The sequence below is a fragment of the Pseudomonas sp. YQ_6 genome, assembly GCF_043103245.1.
Lineage (GTDB): Bacteria > Pseudomonadota > Gammaproteobacteria > Pseudomonadales > Pseudomonadaceae > Aquipseudomonas > Aquipseudomonas alloputida.
The window spans coordinates 60,755-85,292 of sequence record NZ_JBICJR010000032.1 but is presented as its reverse complement, the minus strand read 5'-3'; the positions used below and the strand labels follow the sequence as shown (position 1 = coordinate 85,292).

The window sequence follows — 24,538 nt, the reverse complement described above, 5'->3', positions numbered from 1 at the left end:
AGGGGTTATGGCAGACACATCTCACCGCCAAAACCACCTCAAGACATACCCACCACACCTCCCCCTACAACAGCAAAAACCACCCCCCAAAAACAAAGCGGGGAGGCCTGACGGCCTCCCCGCTTCATCTACTTCCCCTACAGGCTAGGGAATGCGAACTGCGACGCTTCATGGCTGGCCCGCTGCGGCCAACGCTGGGTAATGGCCTTGCGACGGGTATAGAAACGCACACCATCCGGGCCATAGGCATGCAGGTCACCAAACAGCGAGCGCTTCCAGCCACCAAAGCTGTGGTAGGCCACCGGCACCGGCAGCGGTACGTTCACACCCACCATACCCACTTCGATCTCGTCGCAGAACAGACGGGCCGCTTCACCGTCACGGGTAAAGATGCAGGTGCCGTTGCCATACTCGTGATCGTTGATCAGCTGCATGGCCTGCTCCAGGCTATTCACCCGGACCACGCACAGCACCGGGCCAAAGATCTCCTCTTTATAGATGCGCATCTCCGGGGTCACCTTGTCGAACAGGGTGCCACCTACAAAGTAGCCATCTTCATTACCGGCCACACGGAAGCCACGCCCATCCACCACCAGCTTGGCGCCAGCAGCAACACCGTCATCGATGTAACCCACGACCTTGTCACGCGCTGCCGCAGTCACCAGTGGCCCCATGTCCAGGCCGCACGAGGTGCCGGCACCAATCTTCAGCGCCTTGATCTGTGGCTCGAGCTTGGCAATCAGGGCGTCGGCCACTTGGTCGCCCACGCACACGGCTACCGAAATGGCCATGCAACGCTCGCCACACGAACCGTAAGCCGCGCCCATCAGTGCACTGACTGCGTTGTCCAGGTCGGCATCCGGCATCAGCACTGCGTGGTTCTTCGCGCCCCCCAGGGCTTGTACACGTTTGCCACGCTTGGTGCCTTCGGCATAGATGTACTCGGCGATCGGGGTCGAGCCCACGAAGCTCAGTGCTTTGACTTCCGGCGCTTCGATCAGCGCATCCACCGCTTCCTTGTCACCGTGCACGACGTTGAGAATGCCCTTCGGCAGGCCGGCTTCCAGCAGCAACTGGGCAATGTACAGGGTCGAGCTCGGGTCACGCTCGGAAGGCTTGAGGATGAATGCGTTGCCGCAGGCGATGGCCAGCGGGTACATCCACAGCGGCACCATGGCCGGGAAGTTGAATGGGGTGATACCGGCAACCACGCCCAGCGGCTGGAAGTCGGACCAGGCGTCGATGTTCGGACCGACGTTGCGGCTGTACTCGCCCTTCAGCACTTCTGGGGCCGCACACGCGAACTCGACGTTCTCGATACCACGCTTCAGTTCGCCGGCGGCGTCTTCCAGGGTCTTGCCGTGCTCTTCGCTGATCATCTGCGAAATCTTGGCTTCGTTCTGCTCCAGCAGTTGCTTGAAGCGGAACATCACCTGGGCGCGCTTGGCCGGAGGGGTGTTGCGCCAGGCCGGGAAGGCTGCCTTGGCCGAGTCGATCGCTTCCTGCACGGTTGCGCGGCTGGCCAGTTCGACCTTGCGAACGGCCTGCCCAGTGGACGGATTGAAGACATCGGCGGTGCGCTCACCCTTGGTAACCAGTTCGCCGTGAATCAGGTGCTGAACAATGCTCATGCAAAACTCCAGATAAACAAAGGAGAGCCAGGCGCACGCTACGGGCGCCTGGCATCAAAATCGGAAAGATCAGTCGATCAGGTTCAGGGTTTCGCCTACCGCATCGAACAGGCGGTCCAGTTCCTGCGGCTTGGTATTGAAGGTTGGGCCGAACTGCAGGGTGTCGCCACCAAAGCGAACATAGAAACCAGCTTTCCACAGCTTCATGGCCGCTTCGTATGGGCGAACGATGGCATCACCGTCACGGGCGGCGATCTGGATGGCGCCGGCCAGGCCGTAGTTACGGATATCGACGATATTCTTGGTGCCCTTCACGCCGTGCAGCAGCTTCTCGAAATGCGGCGCCAGTTCAGCCGCGGACTGCACCAGGTTTTCCTTCTGCAGCAGGTCCAGCGCGGCGAGACCGGCGGCACAGGCTACCGGGTGCGCCGAGTAGGTATAGCCGTGTGGGAATTCCACGGCGTATTCCGGGGTCGGCTGGTTCATGAAGGTCTGGTAGATCTCGCTGCTGGCAATCACTGCGCCCATCGGGATGGCGCCGTTGGTCACCTGCTTGGCGATGCACATCAGGTCCGGGGTAACGCCGAAGGCTTCCGAGCCGGTCATCGCGCCCATGCGGCCGAAGCCTGTGATCACTTCGTCGAAGATCAGCAGAATGTTGTGCTGGGTGCAGATTTCACGCAGACGCTTCAGGTAACCCTTCGGCGGCGGCAGCACGCCGGCCGAACCGGCCAGCGGCTCGACGATGACTGCTGCGATGTTGGAGGCATCGTGCAGCTCGATCAGCTTGAGCATTTCGTCAGCCAGCGCGATACCGCCCTCTTCCGGCATGCCTTTGGAGAAGGCGTTCACTGGCAACACGGTGTGAGGCAGGTGGTCGACGTCCAGCAGCTGACCAAACATCTTCCGGTTACCGTTGACGCCACCCAGGCTGGTACCGGCGATGTTCACGCCATGGTAACCACGGGCACGGCCGATGATCTTGGTCTTGGTTGCCTGGCCTTTCAGGCGCCAATAGGCACGCACCATCTTCAGTGCGGTATCGGCGCACTCGGAACCGGAGTTGGTATAGAAGACGTGATTCAGATTGCCCGGCACCAGCTCGGCGATCTTTTCCGCCAGCTGGAACGACAGCGGGTGGCCGAACTGGAACGCTGGGGAGTAGTCCAGCGTACTCAGTTGGCGGGTTACCGCGTCAGCGATTTCCTTGCGAGTGTGCCCTGCGCCACAGGTCCACAGGCCAGACAGGGCATCGAAGATCTTGCGCCCGTGGTCATCGACCAGGTAGTTGCCTTCGGCCGCCACGATCAGGCGTGGGTCGCGCTGGAAGTTGCGGTTGGCGGTGTAGGGCATCCAGTGGGCGTCCAGCTTGAGCTGGCTGGCGATACCCGCGGGGGCGGTTTCGGGCATGTTCATCGGCGGTTCCTCGGAAGACGATTAGGCAACGATGGATGTTGTTGCAGCTAAATTGGCACGGCGATAGAGTCTGAAAAAGCCTACATTTCTAACCTTCAGGCAGGCCGAGACTAAACTGATGAGCCGAAGACCCGATCCACTCGCCCAAGTTAGCGATTTCGACATCCGCCTGCTGAAGATCTATCGCAGCGTCGTCGAGTGCGGTGGCTTCTCCGCTGCCGAAAACGTACTGGGCATTGGTCGCTCGGCCATTAGCCAGCAGATGAACGACCTTGAACAACGCCTCGGCCTGCGCCTGTGTCAGCGCGGTCGCGCTGGTTTCTCGCTGACGGAGGAAGGCCGTGAGGTCTACCATTCAGCCCTGCAACTGCTCAGTGCGCTGGAAAGCTTCCGCACCGAGGTCAACGGCCTGCACCAGCATTTGCGCGGCGAGCTGAACATCGGCCTGACCGACAACCTGGTGACGTTGCCACACATGCGTATCACCCACGCCCTGGCGGAACTCAAGGATCGGGGCCCTGATGTGCGCATCCAGATCCGCATGATCGCCCCCAGCCAGGTCGAGCACGGCGTGCTCGACGGCAGCCTGCACGTTGGCGTCGTACCACAGACCAGCCCCCTATCGGGGCTTGAGTACCAACCGTTGTACAGCGAACGCTCGCTGCTGTACTGCGCGGTTGGCCATCCGCTGTTCTACGCCGACGACCAGCAGATAGACGACGAGCGCCTCAACAGCCAGGAAGCCATCACCCCCACCTTCCGCCTGCCGACCGACATCCAGGCGCACTACCAGGCACTGAATTGCACAGCCAGTGCTTCTGACCGCGAGGGCATGGCGTTTCTCATCCTTACCGGGCGCTATATCGGCTACCTGCCCGACCACTACGCCATGTTCTGGGTGCAGCAAGGCCGTTTGCGTGCGCTCAAGCCCAAGGAGCGTTTTTATGACCTGAGCCTGAGCTGGGTTACCCGCAAGGGCCGACGTCCCAACCTGGTGTTGGAAAGCTTCCTCGAAAGCCTGGCTGCGACACGTTGATGCCAGTCTGTGCCGCAAACGCTTGTCACTTCGGCACAGGCAGGTAATCTTGTCCCACAGCCGCAGCCACTGCCCCGTACGGAATCGTCCATGACCCTAGAAGTCCCTGCGCATCGCCTCTCCGCCTCGGGCAAGCCCGCGGGCCGTATCCGCCAGAAGAACGAACAGGCCATTATCCAGGCCGCCGAAGATGAATTCGCCCGCCATGGTTTCAAGGGCACCAGCATGAACACTATCGCCCTCAAGGCGGGGTTGCCCAAGGCTAACCTGCATTACTACTTCACCAACAAGCTGGGCCTGTACATCGCCGTGCTCAGCAACATCATCGAGTTGTGGGACAGCACCTTCAACGCCTTGAGCGTCGATGACGACCCCGGTGAAGCTCTGAGCCAGTACATCCGCACCAAGATGGAGTTCTCCCGGCGCAACCCGCAAGCTTCGCGCATTTTCGCCATGGAAGTGATCAGCGGTGGCACCTGCCTGACCGAATACTTCAGTGCCGATTACCGCGAATGGTTCCGCGGCCGTGCTGCGGTATTCCAAGCCTGGATCGAAGCAGGCAAGATGGACCCGGTCGACCCCGTACACCTGATCTTCCTGCTCTGGGGCAGCACCCAGCACTACGCTGACTTCGCCACCCAGATTTGCCAGGTGACTGGCCGCAGCCGCCTGACCAAGCAGGACATGGAAGACGCGAGCAACAACCTTATCCACATCATTCTGAAGGGCTGCGGCATCAAGCCGGCTGCCTGACCGTTCTTTATGCCTTCTACCCTGCTCGACCTCTGCGAATACCGCGAGGAAATCCGCAAAAGCCGCTTCATCACCCTCGCCGGGCCGATCAGCAGCGCCGCCGAAGCGATGAGTTTCATCGAACGTCACAGCGATATGGCCGCTACCCACAACTGCTGGGCCTGGAAACTCGGCGCGCAGTATCGCAGCAGTGACGACGGCGAACCCGGCGGCACCGCAGGGCGGCCGATCCTGGCGGCCATCGAGGCGCAGGACTGCGACCAGGTGGTGGTGCTGGTTATCCGTTGGTACGGCGGCATCCAGCTGGGTACCGGCGGCCTAGCCAGGGCCTATGGCGGCGGCGCCAACAAGTGCCTGCAACAGGCGCCCAAACGCCTACTGGTGCAGCGCAGCCATTTCAGCTGCAGTTGCAGTTTCAGCGAGCTGGCGCTGGTGAAGCTGCGTCTGGCCGAGGTTGACGGCCTGGTCCTGGATGAACAGTTCACCGCCAATGGTGTGGACTTGGTGATTGCCCTCGGTGACGCCCACCTGGCGCCATTGCAACAGCAATTGGCGGACCTGAGCCGCGGGCGTATTTTGCTCGAAGCACACTGAACATTGCCCACAACAACTGTGGGCCCGCCTGTGGATAAGCTTGGGGCACTCTCTTGCAGGCTAGTGATTTCGAGGCCCCCAGAGCTTTGATCATATTTTGATCACTATTTGATGACAGTCGTAAACTGCTGAAAGTGCGCGACTTATCCCCAGCGAACCGCCCATCCAAGCCGCCCCCCCTTGCTCACCTTGCACACAATAACTGTGGACCAGCTTGTGGATAACCCGTGCGTCAACGGGCGAAGCGCCCGGCCCCGCAAGGCCCAGACAAAACTGAACATTTTTTAACCAGATGCAAACCAGGCACGCGTATTCGCCGTGGCGTATGCTCAATTCCTTTCTCCTACACCGATAAAGGAATGTTCCTATGGCTAATTCAAGAACTGCCCTCATCATCGGCGCCTCGCGCGGGCTTGGCCTGGGCTTGGTACAACGCCTGCACGAAGACGGCTGGCACATCACTGCCACCGTCCGTAACCCGCAGCAGCCCGGCGACCTGGCGAACGTGCCCGGCGTGCGCATCGAGCAGCTGGAAATGAACGACACCGTTCAGCTCGATAGCCTGCAGCAACGCCTGCAAGGCCAGGTGTTCGACCTGATATTCGTCAACGCCGGGGTCATGGGCCCCCTGCCGCAAGACCTGGAGGCAGTACACAACAGCGACATTGGCGATCTGTTCATGACCAACGCCGTGGCGCCGATACGCGTGGCTCGCCGCTTGGTGGGTCAAATACGCGAAGGCAGTGGTGTGCTGGCCTTCATGAGCTCGATCCTGGGAAGCGTCACCATCCCCGACGGTGGCGAAATCTGCCTGTACAAGGCCAGCAAGGCGGCACTGAACTCGATGATCAACAGCTTCTTTGTTGAGCAGCAGCGCCCGGACCTGTGCGTGCTGGCCATGCACCCGGGCTGGGTGAAAACCGACATGGGTGGCGAAAACGCCGATATCGATGTGCTCACCAGCACCCGCGGCATGATCGAACAGATCAAGGCTCAAAGCGGCAAGGGCGGCCTGCGCTTCATCAACTACAAGGGCGAGCCCTTGGTCTGGTGATTCACCAGGTCGCAGCCCGGCTGGGCGCATTGCCCGGCCGGCCCCTGTAGAATGGCCGCAACCGTACCTGATTGAGATGAACCACTATGTATGACTGGTTGAACGCCCTGCCCAAGGCCGAACTGCACCTGCACCTGGAAGGCTCGCTGGAGCCCGAGTTGCTGTTCGCCCTGGCCGAGCGCAACAAGATCGCCTTGCCCTGGGCCGATGTGGAGACGTTGCGCGGTGCCTATGCCTTCAACAACCTGCAGGAGTTCCTCGACCTGTATTACCAGGGCGCCGACGTGCTGCGCACCGAGCAGGACTTCTACGACCTGACCTGGGCCTACCTGCAACGCTGCAAGGCCCAGAACGTGATCCACACCGAACCCTTCTTCGACCCGCAGACCCACACCGACCGCGGCATTGCTTTCGAAGTGGTGCTCAACGGCATCAGCCAGGCGCTCAAGGATGGCCGCGAGCAACTGGGCATCAGCAGCGGCCTGATCCTCAGCTTCCTGCGCCACCTCAGCGAGGATGAAGCGCAAAAGACCCTCGATCAGGCATTGCCGTTCCGCGATGCGTTCATTGCCGTAGGCCTGGACAGCTCGGAGATGGGCCACCCACCCAGCAAGTTCCAGCGGGTGTTCGACCGCGCCCGTAGCGAAGGCTTCGTCGCCGTTGCCCATGCTGGCGAAGAAGGCCCGCCTGAGTACATCTGGGAAGCCCTCGACCTGCTGAAGATCAAACGTATCGACCATGGCGTGCGCGCCATCGAGGACGAGCGCCTGATGCAGCGCATCATCGACGAGCAGATCCCGCTCACGGTGTGCCCGCTGTCCAACACCAAGCTCTGCGTGTTCGACCACATGAGCCAACACAACATCCTCGACATGCTCGAGCGTGGTGTGAAAGTCACGGTCAACTCGGACGACCCGGCCTACTTCGGTGGCTACGTCACGGAGAACTTCCATGCCCTGCACACCCACTTGGGCATGACCGAAGACCAGGCACGTCGCCTGGCGCAGAACAGCCTGGACGCACGGCTGGTTTGAGTAGCATGACGACGTTGCGCTCAACCGACCTGCAACGTCGCCACGCGGGCTATGCGATTGATCTGCTGGATACCCAGCGCCGAAATATGCAAAGCCCGCGAGTCCTCCAACTCGCGCATCCAGCCAGATTGAAGGAACAACCTGAACAAGGCCTGGCCCAGTACGCCCCCCAGATGCGGGCCCTGGTCATTCCATTCGGTGCAGCGGCAGATCACGCAACCTCGTTGCTGGTGTGGCGCCAGGGCATCGATGTACACCCCGACCAAGGCCAACTGCGCCCGCCCCTCGTCACTGACCCTCAAGTGCCGTCCGCTGCCTTCCAACCAGCCAGCCACCACCATGCGATGGTACAACTCACTGGCCAACTCCCCACCCAGGTGATCGCCACAACGGCGCGCCCGGCGCATTGACAGGGGCAGCGACGATACCGGCGCTTCGGCACGCTCTCCCCTGGCGCTTTCCAGCTGTACGCTGGCCAAGGCCTCTACCGCTGCTCCGACCTGCGGGGTAGCCAAGCAGAAGTAACGTTTGCGGCCCCTGGCTTCATGCCTGAGCAAACCGGCCGACGACAGCAGCGAAAGGTGTGCGCAGGCTGACGATGAAGTCAGGCCAGTCATTATCGCGAGCTCATTGGCCAACCGTGGTGTGCCATCGATCAATGCCCATAACATGGCACTGCGCTTGGGGTCGGCCATCAGGCTGGCAATTTGGCTGATACTGCTGGCTGCGTTCATGTCCTTGTAACTCCCTGCAAGTTCACGGTGGGGATGCGATGGCCAACCCTGCCAGGGAAGCGCCTCTCGCTGGCACTGGCCTGGCTCGCCAGTATAAGCCGCAGAAAAACGCCGGTCAGACGACCAGGAGCCGTCGTACTCATGACGAAAAACCACTGGGTATGCCTACCCATGGCAAGCAACGAAGCGGCTTCGAAAACGCCCCGGAACCAAGTCAACCAAGGCACCGGTACGCCCACACCAACGAGCTGAAACATCTTGATGAAAACAAACTTGCAGCCATTTCAGATGTGGCCCACAGCAACCTTCCACAAATAGCGCGAAACAAAGCGAAGGTTCTGCGGGTTTGCAGGCATTGCGCCCAAAGTAGGAAACACCGCCAGGAGAATGCACACACTTACCGTCAGTCAGGACGCTGAAGCCGTGTCATGGCAGGCCGGCGGGCCAGCGCTACACTTGAGCGGCTCCCCTTCCTGGAGGTATGCCGCGATGAAAATTATCGTAAGTGCGTCGAGCCGAAACCCCGCCTGCCCCTGGCAAGTCCAGCTCGATCAGCATGTGGTCAGTTTCCGCAGCGAGGCTGAGGCGCGCGCCTTCGTCGCCACGCTGGAAACCAGGCTGCAGGCACCTCACCCCCTCATGCGGGAGCCTTGGCCTGCAGACGTCGGGTCAACAGCGCGACACTGACCACCAGCGCCCCGCACAGGCTGATCACGATTGCCATTGGCACCGCACTGCCGTCATGCAGCAGCCCGACCAGCGCCGCAGCACCCGCAGCTACGCTGAACTGCACACAGCCCATCAGTGCCGAGGCGCTGCCGGCACGCGCGCCCTGTCCACTCATGGCGCAGGCCGAAGCATTGGGAATGATGCAACCAAGGCTGGCGATACAGATGAACAGCGGCACCAGTAGCGGCCACAGTTGCGCAGGGCGCAACGCCGCCACGCCCAGCAGCACCAGGCCCGCAACCAGATACAGCCATACCGCACGGCCCAGCAGGAAGGCCGGCCCGCGTTTGGCCAGAAGGCGGGCGTTCACCTGCGCCACCAGAATAAAACCTGCGGCGTTGGTGCCGAACAGCCAGCCGTAGTGCTCAGCGGGCACGCCATACAGTTTGATAAACACGAAAGGTGAACCGGCGATATAGGCAAACATGCCGGCAATGGCGATACCGCCGGTCAGGGCATGGCCGAGAAAAACCCGGTCAGCCAGCAGCCGCAGGTACTGGCGCAAGGCGCCAGATAGCGGCTGGCGGGGTATATGCTCAGGCAGGCTTTCCGGCAGGCCCAGGCTTACTGCCAGCAGGCAGCCGGCGCTGAACAGGCTCAGAGCAAGGAAGATCGACTGCCAGCCGGCCAGGTTCACCAGCACCCCACCCAGCATCGGTGCCAGGATCGGCGCCAAGCCCATGACCAGCATCAGCTGCGAAAACACTTTGGCTGAAGCTACCGGGTCGCACTTGTCGCTGACGATGGCCCGCGAAAGCACCATGCCGGCACAACCACCCAGTGCCTGGATGAAACGCGCCACCACCAAGGTGTCGAGGTTGGGGGCGTAGGCACAGGCCAGTGATGCCAAGGTGAACAGCGTAACGCCGAACATCAGCGGTTTGCGTCGGCCAAAGCGGTCGGCAACCGGCCCATAGGCCAACTGCCCGATAGACAGGCCCAGGAAGTAGGCGGCCAACGTGGCCTGGACGTGTTTTTCATCGGTGGCGAACGCTTGCGCCATGGCCGGGAAGGCTGGCAGGTAAAAGTCGATCGCCAAGGGCCCGAACGCACTGAGTGCGCCCAGGATGAGCACCATTCGCAGGTTCATCAGGAATCCATAGCAGGCTAAGCAAGTGGCTGATTCTACCTGCTGTGGACCCTGTCAATGTGAAAAGATTTGCAACACTGTTACCCCCGGTGGGAGCAATCAGGTCTTCAGGCGAGTTCGGCCTGATACCCCTCATCGCGAATCGCAGTGAGAATCTGCTCCTGCGCCAACTCGCTCTGCACACGCACCTGTTTGCCTGCCAGATCAACTTCCACCCTGGCTGCCGCATCCTGCTCCTGCACCGCCCGGGTCACGGCTTTCACGCAATGGCCGCAGGTCATGCCTTGTACATTGAACACTTGCATGGGGGTTACCTCCTTCAGGTTTTTCACAAGTCTCAAGCTTGCCATCAGGGTAAGGTCAAGCACTGCCTGCAAAACCCGGGGTGGAAATCAGCGCCCGCGTCGGCCAAGCTGCGCTTTTGACGATCAGGCAAGCAGGAGATTTTTCATGTTCAGGGCAGCATTGGGCGTCGTCGGGCTCTTGGGCGCACTGGCTGTGGTGCCACCGGCTTTCGCCGAGGGCAACTCGGCCTACAGCGTACTGATCATTTCCCGGGAGCGCCTGGAAGTGGCCACCAGTTGCGAAATCGGCGTGTACCTCAATGACCAGCTTGCCGGGCGCGTTTTCCAGGAGCAGTCCACCTCGTTCAACCTGCCGCCTGGCCCGGTGGATGTGCGCCTGCGCCTGCTGCCTGGGCAAATGCCGGGTTGCGCTGCAGGTATAGAGGACCAGCGCAGCACGCGTTTGAATCTGCAGGCGGGCCAGATCAACAAATACCGCATCGCCATGGGGCAATATGGGCTGGAGTTGAAACGAGCCGACCTGGGCTATTGACCTTGCCTGCGTGGCAAGGTTGATGCTGGAGGCCTGTCCAAGGAGGAGAGCCATGCCCGCATCCACCACATACGACCTGCCGATCTCCGGCATGACCTGCGCCAGCTGTGCTGGCCGGGTCGAGCGCGCTCTGCGCAAGGTCACAGGCGCTGAACAGGTCAGCGTAAACCTTACCACTGAAAAAGCTCGGGTTCTGGCCCCGCCTGCCAGCCTGCCAGCCTTGGTCGAAGCCGTGCGCGAGGCCGGTTATGGGGTACCAACCCGCACCCTCGAACTGCAGATAGGCGGCATGACCTGCGCCAGTTGCGTCGGCCGAGTAGAGCGCGCCCTAGGCAAATTGGCCGGGGTCGAGCGGGTCAGCGTCAACTTGGCCAGCGAACGCGCGCACCTCGAAGTGCTTGCGGCCCTTGATGACAATCTGCTGATCGACGCTGTGCAAAAGGCAGGCTACAGCGCCAGCCTGCCGCAATCGACCAAGGACGACCAAAGCACTGTCCAGCGCCGCCTGCGCAACGAGCGCCTGGCAGTCGGTGCAGCCTTGCTGTTGGCCCTGCCGCTGGTATTACCCATGCTGGTACAACCGTTCGGCTTGCACTGGATGCTACCCGCCTGGGCGCAGTTCCTGCTGGCCACACCCGTACAGTTCATTCTCGGTGCCCGCTTCTACATTGCAGCCTGGAAGGCTGTGCGCGCCGGCGCCGGCAACATGGACCTGCTGGTGGCCTTGGGCACCAGCGCTGGTTATGGCCTGAGCCTGTACCAATGGGCACAGGCTCCTGCCGGCATGGCCCCGCACCTGTACTTCGAAGCCTCAGCCGTGGTGATTGCCCTGGTATTGCTGGGCAAGTACCTGGAAAGCCGCGCCAAACGCCAGACCGCCAGTGCCATCCGAGCCCTAGAAGCCCTGCGCCCGGAACGCGCCCTGCGCGTGGTCGACGGCGTGGAAGAGGACGTGGCCATCGCCCAGTTGCGCTTGGGCGACCTGGTACTGGTCAAGCCCGGCGAACGCTTCCCGGTCGACGGCGTGGTCGAAGACGGCAGCAGCCATGCCGATGAGGCCCTGATCAGCGGCGAGAGCCTGCCAGTGCCCAAACAACCCGGCGACAGCGTCACCGGTGGCGCCATCAATGGTGAAGGCCGGCTGCTGGTGCGTACCCGGGCGCTGGGCACCGAGACCGTGCTGGCGCGCATCATCCGCCTGGTGGAAGACGCCCAGGCCGCCAAAGCGCCGATCCAGAAGCTGGTCGACCGTGTCAGCCAGGTGTTCGTCCCGGCCGTGCTGTTACTGGCCCTGATCACCTTGATCGGCTGGTGGCTGGCTGGGGTACCGCTGGAAACCGCGCTGATCAACGCCGTCGCCGTGCTGGTCATCGCCTGCCCCTGCGCCCTCGGCCTGGCCACGCCCGCCGCGATCATGGCCGGTACTGGGGTCGCCGCCCGCCACGGCATCCTGATCAAGGATGCCGAAGCTCTGGAGCGTGCTCATGCGGTCAACCGCGTAGTGTTCGACAAAACCGGCACCCTCACCTCCGGCAGCCCGCGGGTGGTTCACAGCCAGGCGCTGGACGGCAACAGCGCCAACCTGCACCGCCTGGCCGGCGCCCTGCAGCGTGGGAGTGAACACCCGCTGGCCAAGGCGGTGCTGGTGGCCTGTGCAGAGCAAGGGCTGGACGTGCCAAGCGTTGCGGACAGCCAGTCGCTGACCGGGCGCGGCATTGCCGGTCGCGTTGAAGGCCGTGAACTGGCGCTGGGCAACCGCCGACTGCTTGACGAAAGCGGTCTGCAACCCGGCGAGTTGGCCGCCCAGGCCCAGGCCTGGGAAGCTGAAGGGCGCACACTGTCGTGGCTGATCGAGCGCAGCGCGCAACCGAGAGTGGTGGGCCTGTTCGCCTTTGGTGACAGCCTCAAGCCTGGCGCCGCGCAGGCCATCGAAACCCTGCACGCCCAACACATCAGCAGCCACCTGCTGACCGGTGACAACCGTGGCAGCGCCAACGTGGTTGCCGAGGCACTGGGTATAGACGATGTGCACGCCGAAGTGCTACCGGCCGACAAGGCCGCGACCGTGGCCGCGCTCAAGCAGGATGGGGTGGTCGCCATGGTTGGCGATGGCATCAACGATGCCCCGGCGTTGGCCGCGGCCGACATCGGCATTGCCATGGGTGGCGGTACCGACGTGGCCATGCAGGCCGCCGGCATCACCCTGATGCGTGGCGACCCGCGCCTGGTGCCCGCCGCGCTGGAAATCAGCCGCAAGACCTACGCGAAGATCCGCCAGAACCTGTTCTGGGCCTTCATCTACAACCTGATCGGCATTCCGCTCGCCGCGCTGGGTTACCTCAACCCGGTACTGGCAGGTGCCGCCATGGCCCTGTCCAGTGTCAGCGTCGTCAGCAATGCACTGTGGCTTAAAACGTGGAAACCCACCAGCAGCACCCAGGAGGCGCCATGAATATCGGCCAGGCCGCCCGCCGCAGCGGGCTCAGCACCAAGATGATCCGTTACTACGAATCCATCGGCCTGCTCAAACCCGCCACTCGCAGCGACAGCGGCTACCGCCTGTACCAGGCGCAAGACTTGCACAACCTGGCCTTCATCAAACGCTCCCGCGACCTGGGCTTTTCCCTCGAAGAGGTCGGCAAGTTGCTGACCTTGTGGCAGGACCGTCAACGTGCCAGCGCCGATGTGAAGGCGCTGGCCATGCACCACATCGATGAACTGAACCGGCGCATCGAGGAGCTGGTGAGCCTGCGCGACACCCTCGGCGAGCTGGTTTCGCACTGCCAGGGTGACGACCGCCCGGACTGCCCGATCCTCAAAGACCTGGCCAATGGCGCTGGGGGCAGCTGCTGTCACTGAGCTGCCACACGCCTTTGGCATGCCATAAATGTCCAAACACGACCGAATAGTCACCAACCACGACTTTATCCAATAAATACGGGCGTTTTGGCTTCATAAAACCCGGATGCTGCCGATGTAGTTGCTACCTGCCTCGTGTGTCGAAAATAACAATTCCGGGAGCGTCGATGAGCATCAAACAGAAACTGACCTGGGCATTCGCGGTCATCGCCGGCTTGCCCATCGTTCTCGTAGCCACCCTGGTGGTCATCAACCTGCGCGGCGAAGCCCGCGACGGATTCCTCGACAGCAGCAGCCGGGAAATCCGCCAGGTCAGCAACGCGATGAACATCTTCTTCCAGGGGATCAACCAGAACGTCGAGTACATGGCTTCCCAGCCAATGGTTGCCGCCACGGGCAGCGAGCTGAACAAGTACATGAGCGCAACCCCGTCCTACGAACTGGGCGAGCAGGCCAGCAAAATTCTCGACTTCATGACTCGCCTGGCCAACTCACATCCCGCCTACGCCTACCTGTCCTACGGGGTGAATGACGGCGGCTACACCGGCTGGCCGGCCGGCCAGAAGTTTGTCAATTATGACCCACGCACGCGCCCCTGGTACCAACTTGCCATGGCCAACCCTGGCAAGACACTGCGTACCGGCGCCTACTACTGGGCCGCCGACGATGCGGTGCTGGTCAGCACCGTGCGCACCGTGGCCAACCAGCTGGGCAACCCCGGCGGCGTGGTCAACATCGACGTGTCGCTCAAGGGCCTGACCGAGATCGTCAAGCAGATCAAACTGGGCGAAAGCGGCTACTTGATGCTGGTGGAAAGCAACGGCAACGTGATGGTCGACCCGCGCGACGCCGCCCACAACTTCAAGCAGCTGGGAAGCTTTGGCGACGGTTATGCCAAGCTGGCCAAAGCCGGCAAAGGCCTGGTCGAGGTCGAACTCAATGGCGTGCACTACATGGCCAACGTCTACCCCGACCAGCAACTGGGCTGGACCTTCATCGGCCTGATCGAACAAAGCGAAGTGATGCAGACCACCACCCGGCTGACCTGGCTGATCGGCATCGTCGCTGTGGTGTTGGCCGCGCTGTTCGCGGTAGTCGGTGCGACCTTCGCCAAACTGATCGTGCGCCCGATCAACAGTGTTACCAATGGCCTGGAAGACATTGCCCAAGGTGAGGGTGACCTGACCCGCAACCTGGAAATCCGCGGCCGCGACGAAACCGCGCAACTGGCCAGCTGGTTCAACCAGTTCCTCGGTGCCATTCGCAGCCTGATCCAGCACATCGGCACGGCTGCCAGCAAGATCCTCAGCACTTCCAGCAGCTCGACCCGCGTCTCCAGCGACATGGCCGAGGCGGCCGGCCGCCAGCGCGAAGCCGTGGACATGGTTTCCACCGCTTTCCACGAAATGGTCGCCACCGCCAATGAAGTGGCACGGTCTTGCAGCCAGGCGGCGCAGTCGGCCGACAGCGGCCAGCAGCAGGCCCGCGAAGGGCAGCAACAGATCGATGCAGCAGTACACAGCGTTGATCGCCTGAGCCACGAAATCGAGCAATCGGCCCAGTCGATTCAACAGCTGGAGCGTGACAGCAACGCCATTCAGTCGATCCTCGGCACCATCCGTTCGATTGCCGAACAAACCAACCTGCTAGCCCTGAACGCTGCCATCGAAGCGGCCCGTGCCGGTGAGCAGGGCCGCGGCTTTGCCGTGGTTGCCGACGAAGTGCGGGCGCTGGCCAAGCGTACTGCCGACTCCACCGCCGAAATCGACGGTTTGCTGGGCAACCTGGCCAGCCGTACCGCCGAAGTGGCCGAGCAGATGCACGCCAGCCTGGAAGTGTCGCAGCAGTCGGTCAGCCGCATTGGTCTTGCCCGCGACAGCTTCGGGCAGATCCGTGAGTCGGTGGACGTGATCCGTGACATGAACACCCAGATCGCCACGGCAGCCGAAGAACAGCATCAGGTGGCTGAGGACATCAACCGGCACATCAGCCAGATTCACGGGGATGCGCAGTTGGTGGCCGAGCTGGCCCAGGCGGCGCGCCAGGACTCCGAGAGCCTGGCCGGGTTGTCCAATGAGCTGGATACGCTGGTGCGCAGGTTCCGCACCTGAAGTGTGGCCTGTGCCGGCCCTTTCGCGGGTGGTAACGCGCCCCCTGTAGGAGCGGGTTTACCCGCGAAGAGGCCGGCACAAGTAACCCTGAATTAAAGCTTCAACTCCCCCGGTGTTGCGCCAAACAGCTGCTTGAACGCCGCAATGTAGGCCGACGTGGAGTCATACCCACACCCCAGCGCCGCCTCGGTCACATTCTCCCCCGCCTCCAGCAACGCCAGCGACGACAACAGCCGCATGCGCTGGCGCCAATTACGAAAGCTCAACCCCGTCTCCCGCTGAAACAGCCGCATCAGCGTCTTCTCCGAACACCCCAGCTCCCGCGCCCATTGCTGTAAGGTCTGCGGCTTGTCCGGTGCAGCGATCAAGCCATTGCATAGCGCCAGCAAACCAGGATGGCGGGGCAAAGGCAGCGAGAACCCGACTTCCGGCAAGGTGCGCAACTGATCGAGCAGCACCGCTACCAGACGCGCCTCGGCGCTGTCACCCTCTGGGTAATCTGCCGGGAACAGGCAGAACTGCTTGATCAGCTCGCGCGCCAGCGGCGTGACTTCCAGCACTCGGCATTGTTCCGGCGCCCATGGGCAGGCATCGCGGCGCACATACAGGCTGCGCATCTCGGCTTGCATCGAGGTGATCACTTCATGCTCGGCATCGGCAGGGATCCATACCCCCCACTGCGGTGGGGCAAAGTAACTGCCGTCGCGTGTGTACACGCCAAGGACACCGCTGATGGCGTACGAGAACTGCACCCAGTCGTGCTGGTGACGAGTGGTCCACGAACCGGCGCCAAGGCTTTCGGCACGGGCGTAGAGAGGTCTGGGCAGGTGTTCCAGCGCGGGGATAGCGCGGGGGTGTCCGATCATCGGCATGGTATTTTCTTTTAGTTCTGACCAGACAAGCCTAACAGCTGGATCATGATCGAGGCACACGCCGCGTCTGCAGTTACCCTGGAGGTGCTTCAGCGCTCGACGATAACGGTCACCCCTTGCCCGCCTGCCGCACAGATCGAAATCAGCCCGCGCCCCTTACCCGCCGTCGCCAGCAGTTTGGCCAGGCTGGCCAATATCCGCCCACCGGTTGCCGCAAACGGGTGCCCGGCCGCCAGCGAACTGCCCTTGACGTTGAGTTTGCTGCGGTCGATGGCGCCAAGCGGCGCCTCCAGGCCCAACCGCTCACGGCAGTAATCGGCATCCTCCCAGGCCTTGAGCGTGCACAGCACCTGGGCAGCAAAGGCTTCGTGGATTTCGTAATAGTCAAAGTCCTGCAGCGTCAGGCCATTGCGTGCCAGCAAGCGCGGCACGGCATACACCGGCGCCATCAACAACCCTTCGCGCCCCGTGACAAAATCCACCGCAGCGGTTTCGCCATCGACCAGATAGGCAAGCACCTGCAACCCCTGCTGCTGCGCCCACGCCTCACTGCTTAACAGCACCAGCGAAGCACCATCGGTCAACGGCGTGGAATTACCGGCCGTCAACGTGCCCTGCCCGCTGCGGTCAAAGGCTGGTTTGAGTCTGGCCAACTGCTCAAGGCTAAGGTCGGGGCGCAGGTTGTTGTCCCGTGTCAGCGAAAGAAACGGCGTCAACAGGTCGTCCTGCCAACCCTCGGCATAGGCTGCGGCCAGCTTCTGGTGGCTAAGCACCGCCAATTCGTCCTGCTCGGCGCGGGCAACGCGCCAGGTGTGGGCCATGCGCTCGCAATGCTCGCCCATCGACAACCCCGTACGCGGCTCGCTATTGCGTGGTAGCTCGGGTTTCAGGTGGTGAGGCCGTAGCTTGAGGAAAGGCTTGAACCGCTCGCCAAGGCTTTTACCACGGTTGGCCTGCAGCAATATATGGCGCAAGCCTTCGTTGACGGCGATCGGCGCATCGGAGGTGCTGTCGACACCGCCAGCGATACCGCAGTCGATCTGCCCCAGGGCAATCTTGTTGGCCACCAGCAGCGCAGCCTCCAGCCCGGTACCGCAGGCCTGCTGGATGTCATAGGCCGGGGTCTGCGGTGACAGGCGCGAACCCAACACGCACTCGCGGGTCAGGTTCATGTTGCGCGAGTGCTTGAGCACCGCACCGGCCACCACCTCGCCCAACCGCAGCCCGTGCAGGCGATAGCGTTCGATCAAGCCTTCAAGCGCGGCCGTGAGCATCGCCTGGTTGCTGGCCGTAGCGTAGGCGCCATTGGAGCGGGCGAAAGGGATCCGGTTGCCGCCCAGAATCGCGACCCGGCGAGTTGAACGCATGCGCGTGTTCCTCCTGAAACAATTTGTTCGGTACAGCCTAGGTGTTTTTACCGCATTCGAACGACCCTGCCGCAAAGTTGGTCCACACTTTCAAGCTTGCCTTTCGGGAGACCCCTCATGAGCGATCGCTACCTCGGTTTTGCCAACTCCAATCTCGGCCGCCGCCTCGTGGATGCCCTTGGCCTGCCACACCCGGCGCCACTGGAGCGCTGGCAGGCTGGCCGCCTGCGGCCGGTGGAAGGTGCCCTGGTACTGGGTGGCGGGCCACTGGCGAAGCAGATCGAAGCCATCGCCCCGCGCCTCACTGACGAGGTATACAGCTTCAATGCCGACAACCTGCAGGCTGAAGCCTGGGTGGCCGGCCTGGGGCCAAAAATCAAGGCCGTGGTATTCGACGCCAGTCACTTGTCCGACAGCGATGCACTGAAGCAGTTGCGTGAATTTTTCCAGCCGCTGCTACGCAGTCTGGCCCCATGCGCCCATGTACTGGTACTGGGCCGTGCACCGGAAGGCCTCGACGACCCACTGGCCAGCGTTGCACAGCGTGCCCTTGAGGGCTTCAGCCGCTCACTGGCCAAGGAACTGCGCAATGGCGCCACTGCCCAGCTTCTGTATGTCGCCCCCGGTGCCGAAGATCAGCTGGAAGGCGCCCTGCGCTTCTTCCTCTCGCCAAAGAGTGCCTTCATCTCTGGCCAGGTACTGCGCCTGCAAGCCTGCACCAGCCAGGTGGAGGACTGGACCCGCCCACTCGGTGGCCGCCGCGCGCTGGTCACAGGGGCTGCGCGGGGCATCGGCGCCGCCATTGCGGAAACCCTGGCGCGGGACGGCGCCGATGTGCTGCTGCTGGATGTACCGCAGGCCAGCCAGGACCTCGACGCCCTTGCTGCACGCCTCGGCGGCAAGGCACTGCCACTGGATATATGCGCTAGCGATGCAGCAACCCAACTGCTCGCGGCCTTGCCCGACGGCATCGATATCGTGGTGCACAACGCCGGTATCACCCGCGACAAGACGCTGGCCAACATGACGCCGGAATACTGGGACGCCGTGCTGGCCGTGAACCTCAAGGCACCGCAAGTGCTCACCCAGGCGTTGTATGACAACGGCGCGCTGGGGGAAAGCGCGCGCATCACCCTGCTGGCCTCGGTCAGCGGCATTGCCGGCAACCGCGGGCAGGCCAACTATGCCGCGAGCAAGGCCGGGCTGATCGGCCTGGCCCAGGCCTGGGCGCCACGGCTCGCCGAGCGCGGTGGCAGCATCAACGCCATCGCCCCCGGTTTCATCGAAACCCACATGACTGCAGCCATGCCCATGGGCCTGCGCGAGGCGGGCCGGCGCTTGAGTTCGCTGGGCCAGGGTGGGCGCCCGCAGGATGTCGCCGAAGCCATTGCGTGGCTCAGCCAGCCAGGGTCCGGGTCGGTCAACGGCCAGGTGCTGCGGGTGTGCGGCCAAGCACTGATGGGGGCTTGAACATGAGCCGACAATGGCACGACCTGCACAACCCGGCCGCCCGCGCCAGCCTGTACCTGCGCGCAGCCAGCAAACGTTCCATCAGCGGCGACCGGCTGCCGGACGATGGCCTGCGCTGTTTCATTCGGGTCCAGCCGGGCAATCTGGGGGCCTATCGAAGGCTTTGCCACTTTCCCGATGATGGCCGCCTGCCGGGGACCTATCCACATGTGATGGCGTTTGCCCTGCAATTGCAGCTGATGACGGCCGATGAATTCCCCTTCCCGCTGCTTGGTCTGGTACACCTGCACAACCGCATCGAAGTGCTGCGCCCGCTTGGTGCTGTCGAAGGGCTGCGCTTTGCGGTGTACGCGCACAACCTGCAGCGCCATGCCAAAGGGGGCACCTTCGACCTGGTCACCGAGGCTGAAGATGGCATCGGCCTGCTCTGGCGCGAGACCAGCCGCATGTTGGTGCGTGGCTTGGCCCTGGAAGGCGAGGCAAGTGAGCCCGCCGACCCTGAGCCTGGTCCGTTGCCCGAGGCCACCCGCTGGTACGCCGACAGTGATATCGGCCGGCGTTATGCCAAGGTGTGCGGGGATTACAACCCTATCCATCTCAGTGCCGTCAGTGCGCGGTTGTTCGGCTTTCCCACGGCCATTGCCCATGGCATGTGGACCAAGGCCATGGCCTTGGCCGCGCTGCGCGGGCACTTGCCGCACAGTGGCTATGCGTTTGAGGTGGACTTCCGCAAGCCGGTCAGGTTGCCTTCAGAGGTGGTGCTCAGTGCCAGTGAAGCGGGCCCTTCGGGCCAACTGCGCCTGGACGGGCACGGGGACGTGCTGCATATGGTCGGCCGTTGGGAGTGCCTGTAGGCCGGGCCTGTCCTGGCGGTATACGCTTGCTTTGCATCGGGCCTGGGCAGAAGCTATGCAGCAATAGGAGACCCCGATGAACCTGCAAGAACTCACCCAACGCCTGCATCAGATCCGCGATACCAATGACTGGCGCGGCTTCCACAGCCCGAAGAACCTGGCCATGGCCGCCAGCGTCGAAATGGCCGAACTGGTAGAAATCTTCCAGTGGCTGAGCGAGGACGAATCGCGCCAGCTGCCTGCCGACAAACTGGCCCACGCCGGCCAGGAAATCGGTGACGTGGTGCTCTATCTATTGCTGCTGTGCAGCGAACTGGGTCTGGACATGGACCAGGTGGTGCGTGCCAAGCTGGCCGACAGCGAGAGGCGCTTCGCCCGATGAACGACCGTCATTTCGATGAACTGGCCACCCGCTTTGCCGAAAAGATCTATGGCGGCGCCAAGGGTGCGATCCGCCTGGCCGTGCTGCAGGCCGACCTGGCCGAAGCGCTACCCGACCGCCCGCTACGCATCCTCGACATCGGCGCCGGGTTGGGCCACATGGCCTTGTGGCTGGCCGAGCGCGGCCACCAGCTGACCCTGGCCGAACCTGCGGCGCCCATGCTCGACGGCGCCAAGGCACGCTTTGCCGAAGCCGGTCAGACCGCGACCTTCATCCAGGCGCCCTGGCAAGACCTGCTCGGCCAGCTGACCGAGCGCTACGACCTGGTGCTCTGCCACGCCGTGCTCGAATGGCTGGCCGACCCCGAGAGCATCCTGCCGGTGCTGCACCAGCTCACGACCCCCGACGGCTGGTTATCGCTGGCCTTCTACAACCGCGACGCCCTGGTCTATCGCAACCTGCTCAAGGGCCATTTCCGCAAGTTGCGCAGCAACCGGCTGGAAGGTGAAAAGCAGAGCCTGACCCCTCAGAAACCGCTTGATCCACGCGAACTCAAGGCGCAACTTGAGCCTATGTGGCTGGTTGAAAGCGAAAGCGGCGTGCGGGTGTTTCACGACTACATGCCCAAGGAATTCCAGGGCAAGGCCGAGCTGCTCGACCTGTTGGAAATGGAACTGGCCCACCGCCGCCACCCCACCTTCGCCGGGCTTGGCCGCTACCTGCACTGGGTCTGCCGCCCCCGCTAATCCGCCGCGCCGGGAGGAACACATGCCGTACCGTCTGTTGTGCCTGGCCCTGCTGCCCATTGCCCTGGCTGGCTGCCAGGGCAGCAACCCGTATGTGGCCAGCAGCCGCCCGTTACCACCGGCCCCCGCCCAGGCGGCCACCACCTTCGACGCCAGTGCTTACCCTGCGCCCGCTCGTGATTATGGGCACTACCGCAGCTGGAGCTGGCGCAACGGCCAGTTGCCCAGCGGCGCTGTCGATGCCGACCCGGCGCAACTGGCCGATGCCGTCAGCGGTGCGCTCGACCAGCATGGCCTGCGCCCCTCTCGCGCAGGCCCTGGCGACTTGCTGGTGAGCGCCGATATGCGCCTGGAAAAACGCTTGCGCCAAGTACGTGACTACGACACCTACGACCCCTACTACGGGCCGTATCCCTATGGGGGGGTCGGCTATGGCGGCTACCGCCACGGTTATGGAGGCTATGCCAGCGTGCCCATCGTGCGTACCTACGAGGTCGAAGTCCTGGTGGTGCGCATCGACCTGTACGACGCCCGCAGCGGCCAGCCGGTCTGGAGCGCCAGCGCCGAGAGCAGCAGCAACAAGGACTCGCCCCGCGAACGCGAAAGTGCCTTGCGCGACTCTGTGCACAAGGCGCTCAGCGGCTATCCTCCCAGTTAATAGCTAACGGAGAACCATCATGTTGCGCCGTCTCGTTCTACTGTCATTCGCGTTGTTGCTCGCTGCCTGCTCGAGCAACAACGTCCAGCAGGATTTCGATGCCAGCCGCGATTTTGCCGCCTACCGTAGCTGGGCATGGCAGGAGCCAGGCCTGCAGTACCGCCCGGATGACCCACGGATCAAGAGCGACCTCACCGAGCAGCGCATTCGCCAGGCGGTAGCAGACCAACTCGACCAGCGCGGCCTGCGCCCGGTACAAGGCGGAGCGCGGCCCGACCTGACAGTACGCACATACCTGATCGTGGAGCAGCGCCAACAACAGATCACCACCAACTACGGCGGTGGCTGGGGTGGCTACTGGGGCGGCTACTGGGGTGGCCCGATGTACAACGAAACCCGCAGTGTCGACTACAAGGTCGCCACCATCCAGGTCGACATGTTCGATGGGCGTGACGGCAAGCTGGTATGGCGCGGCAGTGCCGAGCAGATCATGAACAACTACCCGCCAAGCCCGGAAGAACGTAACAGCGCAATCCGCAACACCGTGGCCAAGGTGCTGGGCAACTACCCACCGGGCAGCAAAAAATAGCGTTGGAACGCGGCTTTTGCATGCACCGTGGCCCGGCGGGAGCGGGTTTATCCGCGAAGCAATTGGCCCGGTGCATGGCACCGGCTTCGCGGATGTTCGCGGGTGAACCCACGCCTACATAGATGGCGATTCCGAGTACGACTGCGTCACCGGCCTGGCCTGTGTCAGCTACGACAAAATCCATTCCACGCACGCCTTTTTTCCGATGCCAACCGCACTCCCCCGCACGTTCCCGTCTATCTTCTTTTAAGGAAACCTGACTGACCGGGTAGAAGTGTTCAACATTTGGGAAAGGCGACCTGCCAATGCAAAGCATTGTTCTCCTGCTGTGGCTTGCCTTGTGCTCCGAACAGGATGTGCGTCAACGCCAGATCTCCAACGTGCTGACCCTGGGGGCGGCTGGCTGCGCCCTGGCCTGGCTGTTCAGCACCGGTCACAGCTGGATAGGCGCCGAAGCCAGCGAGGCCGGTTGGGCGCTGGCCATCGTCATGCTGCTGACCCTGCCAGGCTACATGCTCGGCCGCTTCGGCGCCGACGACGTCAAGCTGATGGGCGCCCTGGCCCTGGCCACCAGCCCGCAATATGTGCTCGGCACCTTCATTGGCGCGGGTGTCACTGTACTGGTCTGGCTACTGACCCGCCGCCGCCTGTGGACTCTGCTCAACCCCAAGGTAAAGAAGCGTTTGCAGGCCCTGACCGAAGAAATGGGCGACAAGCAGGCATTCGTCCCCTATGTGTTATCAGGTTTTCTTCTAACGGCCGTATGGATCCAGTAAGCCTTCCAGTGGTCCGATAACCTGTACACGCCTTGTACATATTCGCTGAGTGCGACTATTTTTAAGCTGCCAGAGCGTCTGGCACGGGAGCAGGGCCGTACAAGAACAGGGAGTTGATTGTGTCCAGACCAGTGAGTGATGTAAAGGTGTTGGTGGTTGATGACCAACCGGTCATTGTCGAACAACTGAGTGAATTCCTCGAAACCAAGGGCTATACCTGCGTAACAGCCCTCTCGACCGACGAAGCGATCGAGCACTATGTGGCAGACCCTAGCATCGGCCTGCTCATCTGTGACCTGCACATGCCCGAACGGGATGGCGTCGAGCTGGTGCGCGCCTTGAAGGAGATCAATGGCAACAAGCGCATGTTCGAAGCCATCATGCTGACTGGGCGTGCCGAGAAACAGGACTTGATCCGCGCGCTACGCGAAGGTTTTGCCGATTACTACCAGAAGCCGATGGACCTCGATGAACTGCTGGCAGGCGTCCGCCGGCAGGAAGAGGCCTTGCTGGAGCGCCAGCGCAATCTTCGTGATCTGGGTGGGTTGAACCAGCGCTTGCAGGAACTGGCCGAGTCGGTGGACGAACTGTATCAGGACCTGGAAAAAGCCCGTGGCCAAGGCACCCACCGGCGTGCCAGTGATGCAGAAGAAAGCGAAAGCGAGCTGCCACCAGCGTTCGAGAAGCTGTCACCACGCCAGCTGGAAGTGGCGCGACTGGTTAGCAAGGGCAAGACCAATTACCAGATCGCCTGTGAACTGGGCATTACCGAAAACACCGTGAAGCTCTATGTGTCTCAGGTATTGCGTTTGACGCATATGCACAACCGCACCCAGCTGGCTCTGGCGCTGACCCCCAGCTCGTCGCCCGTGCACCAGCGGTTCACGACCCATTGAGGAAGGCTCGGCACATCATTCTGGAGCGGCCTAGCGCTGCGAGAGGCTGC

Annotated in this window: 25 protein-coding genes and 1 pseudogene; 19 read left to right on the top strand and 7 right to left on the bottom strand. The window is 62.6% G+C overall.

All coding sequences use genetic code 11. From position 1 onward, the window contains the following. Positions 1-137: 137 nt before the first annotated feature. Together ACF8FG_RS10625 and ACF8FG_RS10620 are read right to left on the bottom strand one after the other, a co-directional pair. The gene (locus ACF8FG_RS10625; protein WP_003255276.1) at positions 138-1,631 is read right to left on the bottom strand and encodes a CoA-acylating methylmalonate-semialdehyde dehydrogenase; all 1,494 of its coding nucleotides are present in this window, start codon (positions 1,629-1,631) and stop codon (positions 138-140) included. A 69-nt stretch (positions 1,632-1,700) separates the two neighbouring features. Further along, on the bottom strand, positions 1,701-3,047 hold the full coding sequence (locus tag ACF8FG_RS10620; protein ID WP_014589574.1) for an aspartate aminotransferase family protein: 1,347 nt from the start codon (positions 3,045-3,047) through the stop codon (positions 1,701-1,703). A 115-nt stretch (positions 3,048-3,162) separates the two neighbouring features. Between ACF8FG_RS10620 and ACF8FG_RS10615 the strand changes: the two genes are divergently transcribed. The 5 genes from ACF8FG_RS10615 to ACF8FG_RS10595 all read left to right on the top strand — a co-directional run bounded on the left by ACF8FG_RS10615 (position 3,163) and on the right by ACF8FG_RS10595 (position 7,518). After that, on the top strand, positions 3,163-4,083 hold the full coding sequence (locus ACF8FG_RS10615; protein WP_026031902.1) for a LysR family transcriptional regulator: 921 nt from the start codon (positions 3,163-3,165) through the stop codon (positions 4,081-4,083). Positions 4,084-4,173: 90 nt separating this feature from the next. Continuing rightward, entirely contained in the window at positions 4,174-4,836 is a 663-nt protein-coding gene (locus ACF8FG_RS10610) for a TetR/AcrR family transcriptional regulator (protein ID WP_003255279.1), read from the top strand. Positions 4,837-4,845: 9 nt separating this feature from the next. Next, positions 4,846-5,430, top strand: a complete 585-nt coding sequence (locus ACF8FG_RS10605; protein ID WP_014589572.1) for a YigZ family protein — start codon at positions 4,846-4,848, stop codon at positions 5,428-5,430. Positions 5,431-5,797: 367 nt separating this feature from the next. Further along, positions 5,798-6,484 (top strand): SDR family oxidoreductase, encoded by a 687-nt coding sequence (locus ACF8FG_RS10600; protein ID WP_144179876.1) that lies wholly within the window; start codon positions 5,798-5,800, stop codon positions 6,482-6,484. An 86-nt stretch (positions 6,485-6,570) separates the two neighbouring features. Then, complete coding sequence (locus tag ACF8FG_RS10595) at positions 6,571-7,518, top strand: adenosine deaminase (protein WP_010951862.1); 948 nt, start codon at positions 6,571-6,573, stop codon at positions 7,516-7,518. A 20-nt stretch (positions 7,519-7,538) separates the two neighbouring features. Here the strand turns inward: ACF8FG_RS10595 and ACF8FG_RS10590 are convergent, their stop codons facing one another. Then, positions 7,539-8,252: a helix-turn-helix transcriptional regulator gene (locus ACF8FG_RS10590; protein ID WP_019438054.1), complete on the bottom strand. Its 714-nt coding sequence runs from the start codon at positions 8,250-8,252 to the stop codon at positions 7,539-7,541. A gap of 489 nt (positions 8,253-8,741) precedes the next feature. On the opposite strand from ACF8FG_RS10590, the gene ACF8FG_RS10585 reads away from it, so the two are divergent. Next, positions 8,742-8,939 carry a hypothetical protein gene (locus ACF8FG_RS10585; protein ID WP_076403763.1) on the top strand — a complete coding sequence of 66 codons (198 nt, stop codon included), beginning with the start codon at positions 8,742-8,744 and terminating at the stop codon, positions 8,937-8,939. Here the strand turns inward: ACF8FG_RS10585 and ACF8FG_RS10580 are convergent. After that, a complete protein-coding gene (locus ACF8FG_RS10580) occupies positions 8,890-10,071 on the bottom strand; it encodes a multidrug effflux MFS transporter (RefSeq protein ID WP_003255285.1) in 1,182 nt (393 codons plus the stop codon). The genes ACF8FG_RS10585 and ACF8FG_RS10580 overlap by 50 nt on opposite strands. Positions 10,072-10,178: 107 nt before the next feature. Continuing rightward, positions 10,179-10,376, bottom strand: coding sequence for a heavy-metal-associated domain-containing protein (locus tag ACF8FG_RS10575; RefSeq protein WP_014589568.1), 198 nt, complete (start codon positions 10,374-10,376; stop codon positions 10,179-10,181). Positions 10,377-10,521: 145 nt separating this feature from the next. On the opposite strand from ACF8FG_RS10575, the gene ACF8FG_RS10570 reads away from it, so the two are divergent. The 5 genes and pseudogenes from ACF8FG_RS10570 to ACF8FG_RS10550 all read left to right on the top strand — a co-directional run bounded on the left by ACF8FG_RS10570 (position 10,522) and on the right by ACF8FG_RS10550 (position 15,878). After that, entirely contained in the window at positions 10,522-10,908 is a 387-nt protein-coding gene (locus tag ACF8FG_RS10570; RefSeq protein WP_014589567.1) for a hypothetical protein, read from the top strand. 52 nt (positions 10,909-10,960) lie between these two features. Then, positions 10,961-13,360, top strand: a complete 2,400-nt coding sequence (locus tag ACF8FG_RS10565; RefSeq protein ID WP_144179874.1) for a heavy metal translocating P-type ATPase — start codon at positions 10,961-10,963, stop codon at positions 13,358-13,360. Further along, positions 13,357-13,767: a Cu(I)-responsive transcriptional regulator gene (cueR, locus tag ACF8FG_RS10560; RefSeq protein ID WP_014589565.1), complete on the top strand. Its 411-nt coding sequence runs from the start codon at positions 13,357-13,359 to the stop codon at positions 13,765-13,767. Before ACF8FG_RS10565 ends, cueR begins: the two co-directional genes overlap by 4 nt. Positions 13,768-13,934: 167 nt before the next feature. Next, a pseudogene (locus tag ACF8FG_RS10555) lies at positions 13,935-15,020 on the top strand (cache domain-containing protein); the annotation flags it as partial. Between the two features lie 90 nt (positions 15,021-15,110). Next, positions 15,111-15,878, top strand: coding sequence for a methyl-accepting chemotaxis protein (locus ACF8FG_RS10550; protein ID WP_370688781.1), 768 nt, complete (start codon positions 15,111-15,113; stop codon positions 15,876-15,878). A 92-nt stretch (positions 15,879-15,970) separates the two neighbouring features. Here the strand turns inward: ACF8FG_RS10550 and ACF8FG_RS10545 are convergent, their stop codons facing one another. Beyond that, positions 15,971-16,750, bottom strand: a complete 780-nt coding sequence (locus ACF8FG_RS10545) for a helix-turn-helix transcriptional regulator (protein ID WP_019438050.1) — start codon at positions 16,748-16,750, stop codon at positions 15,971-15,973. A gap of 89 nt (positions 16,751-16,839) precedes the next feature. After that, on the bottom strand, positions 16,840-18,117 hold the full coding sequence (locus ACF8FG_RS10540) for an acetyl-CoA C-acetyltransferase (protein ID WP_144179872.1): 1,278 nt from the start codon (positions 18,115-18,117) through the stop codon (positions 16,840-16,842). A 117-nt stretch (positions 18,118-18,234) separates the two neighbouring features. Here ACF8FG_RS10540 and ACF8FG_RS10535 point away from each other — a divergent pair, with 117 nt between their 5' ends. From ACF8FG_RS10535 to ACF8FG_RS10500, 8 genes are all read left to right on the top strand, one after another. After that, positions 18,235-19,587, top strand: a complete 1,353-nt coding sequence (locus tag ACF8FG_RS10535; protein ID WP_144179870.1) for a 3-oxoacyl-ACP reductase — start codon at positions 18,235-18,237, stop codon at positions 19,585-19,587. Positions 19,588-19,589: 2 nt separating this feature from the next. Then, positions 19,590-20,441, top strand: a complete 852-nt coding sequence (locus ACF8FG_RS10530) for a MaoC/PaaZ C-terminal domain-containing protein (RefSeq protein WP_041166834.1) — start codon at positions 19,590-19,592, stop codon at positions 20,439-20,441. A gap of 76 nt (positions 20,442-20,517) precedes the next feature. Then, the gene (locus ACF8FG_RS10525; RefSeq protein WP_003255298.1) at positions 20,518-20,823 is read left to right on the top strand and encodes a MazG-like family protein; all 306 of its coding nucleotides are present in this window, start codon (positions 20,518-20,520) and stop codon (positions 20,821-20,823) included. Further along, a complete protein-coding gene (locus ACF8FG_RS10520) occupies positions 20,820-21,569 on the top strand; it encodes a methyltransferase domain-containing protein (protein ID WP_144179868.1) in 750 nt (249 codons plus the stop codon). The genes ACF8FG_RS10525 and ACF8FG_RS10520 overlap by 4 nt, the downstream gene beginning before the upstream one ends. A 22-nt stretch (positions 21,570-21,591) precedes the next feature. Then, positions 21,592-22,227: a DUF4136 domain-containing protein gene (locus ACF8FG_RS10515; RefSeq protein ID WP_014589558.1), complete on the top strand. Its 636-nt coding sequence runs from the start codon at positions 21,592-21,594 to the stop codon at positions 22,225-22,227. A 19-nt stretch (positions 22,228-22,246) separates the two neighbouring features. Continuing rightward, positions 22,247-22,816: a DUF4136 domain-containing protein gene (locus tag ACF8FG_RS10510; RefSeq protein ID WP_010951849.1), complete on the top strand. Its 570-nt coding sequence runs from the start codon at positions 22,247-22,249 to the stop codon at positions 22,814-22,816. A gap of 305 nt (positions 22,817-23,121) precedes the next feature. Further along, on the top strand, positions 23,122-23,592 hold the full coding sequence (locus ACF8FG_RS10505; RefSeq protein ID WP_010951848.1) for a prepilin peptidase: 471 nt from the start codon (positions 23,122-23,124) through the stop codon (positions 23,590-23,592). 119 nt (positions 23,593-23,711) lie between these two features. Next, positions 23,712-24,488, top strand: coding sequence for a response regulator transcription factor (locus ACF8FG_RS10500; protein ID WP_053868091.1), 777 nt, complete (start codon positions 23,712-23,714; stop codon positions 24,486-24,488). Positions 24,489-24,538: the final 50 nt, after the last annotated feature.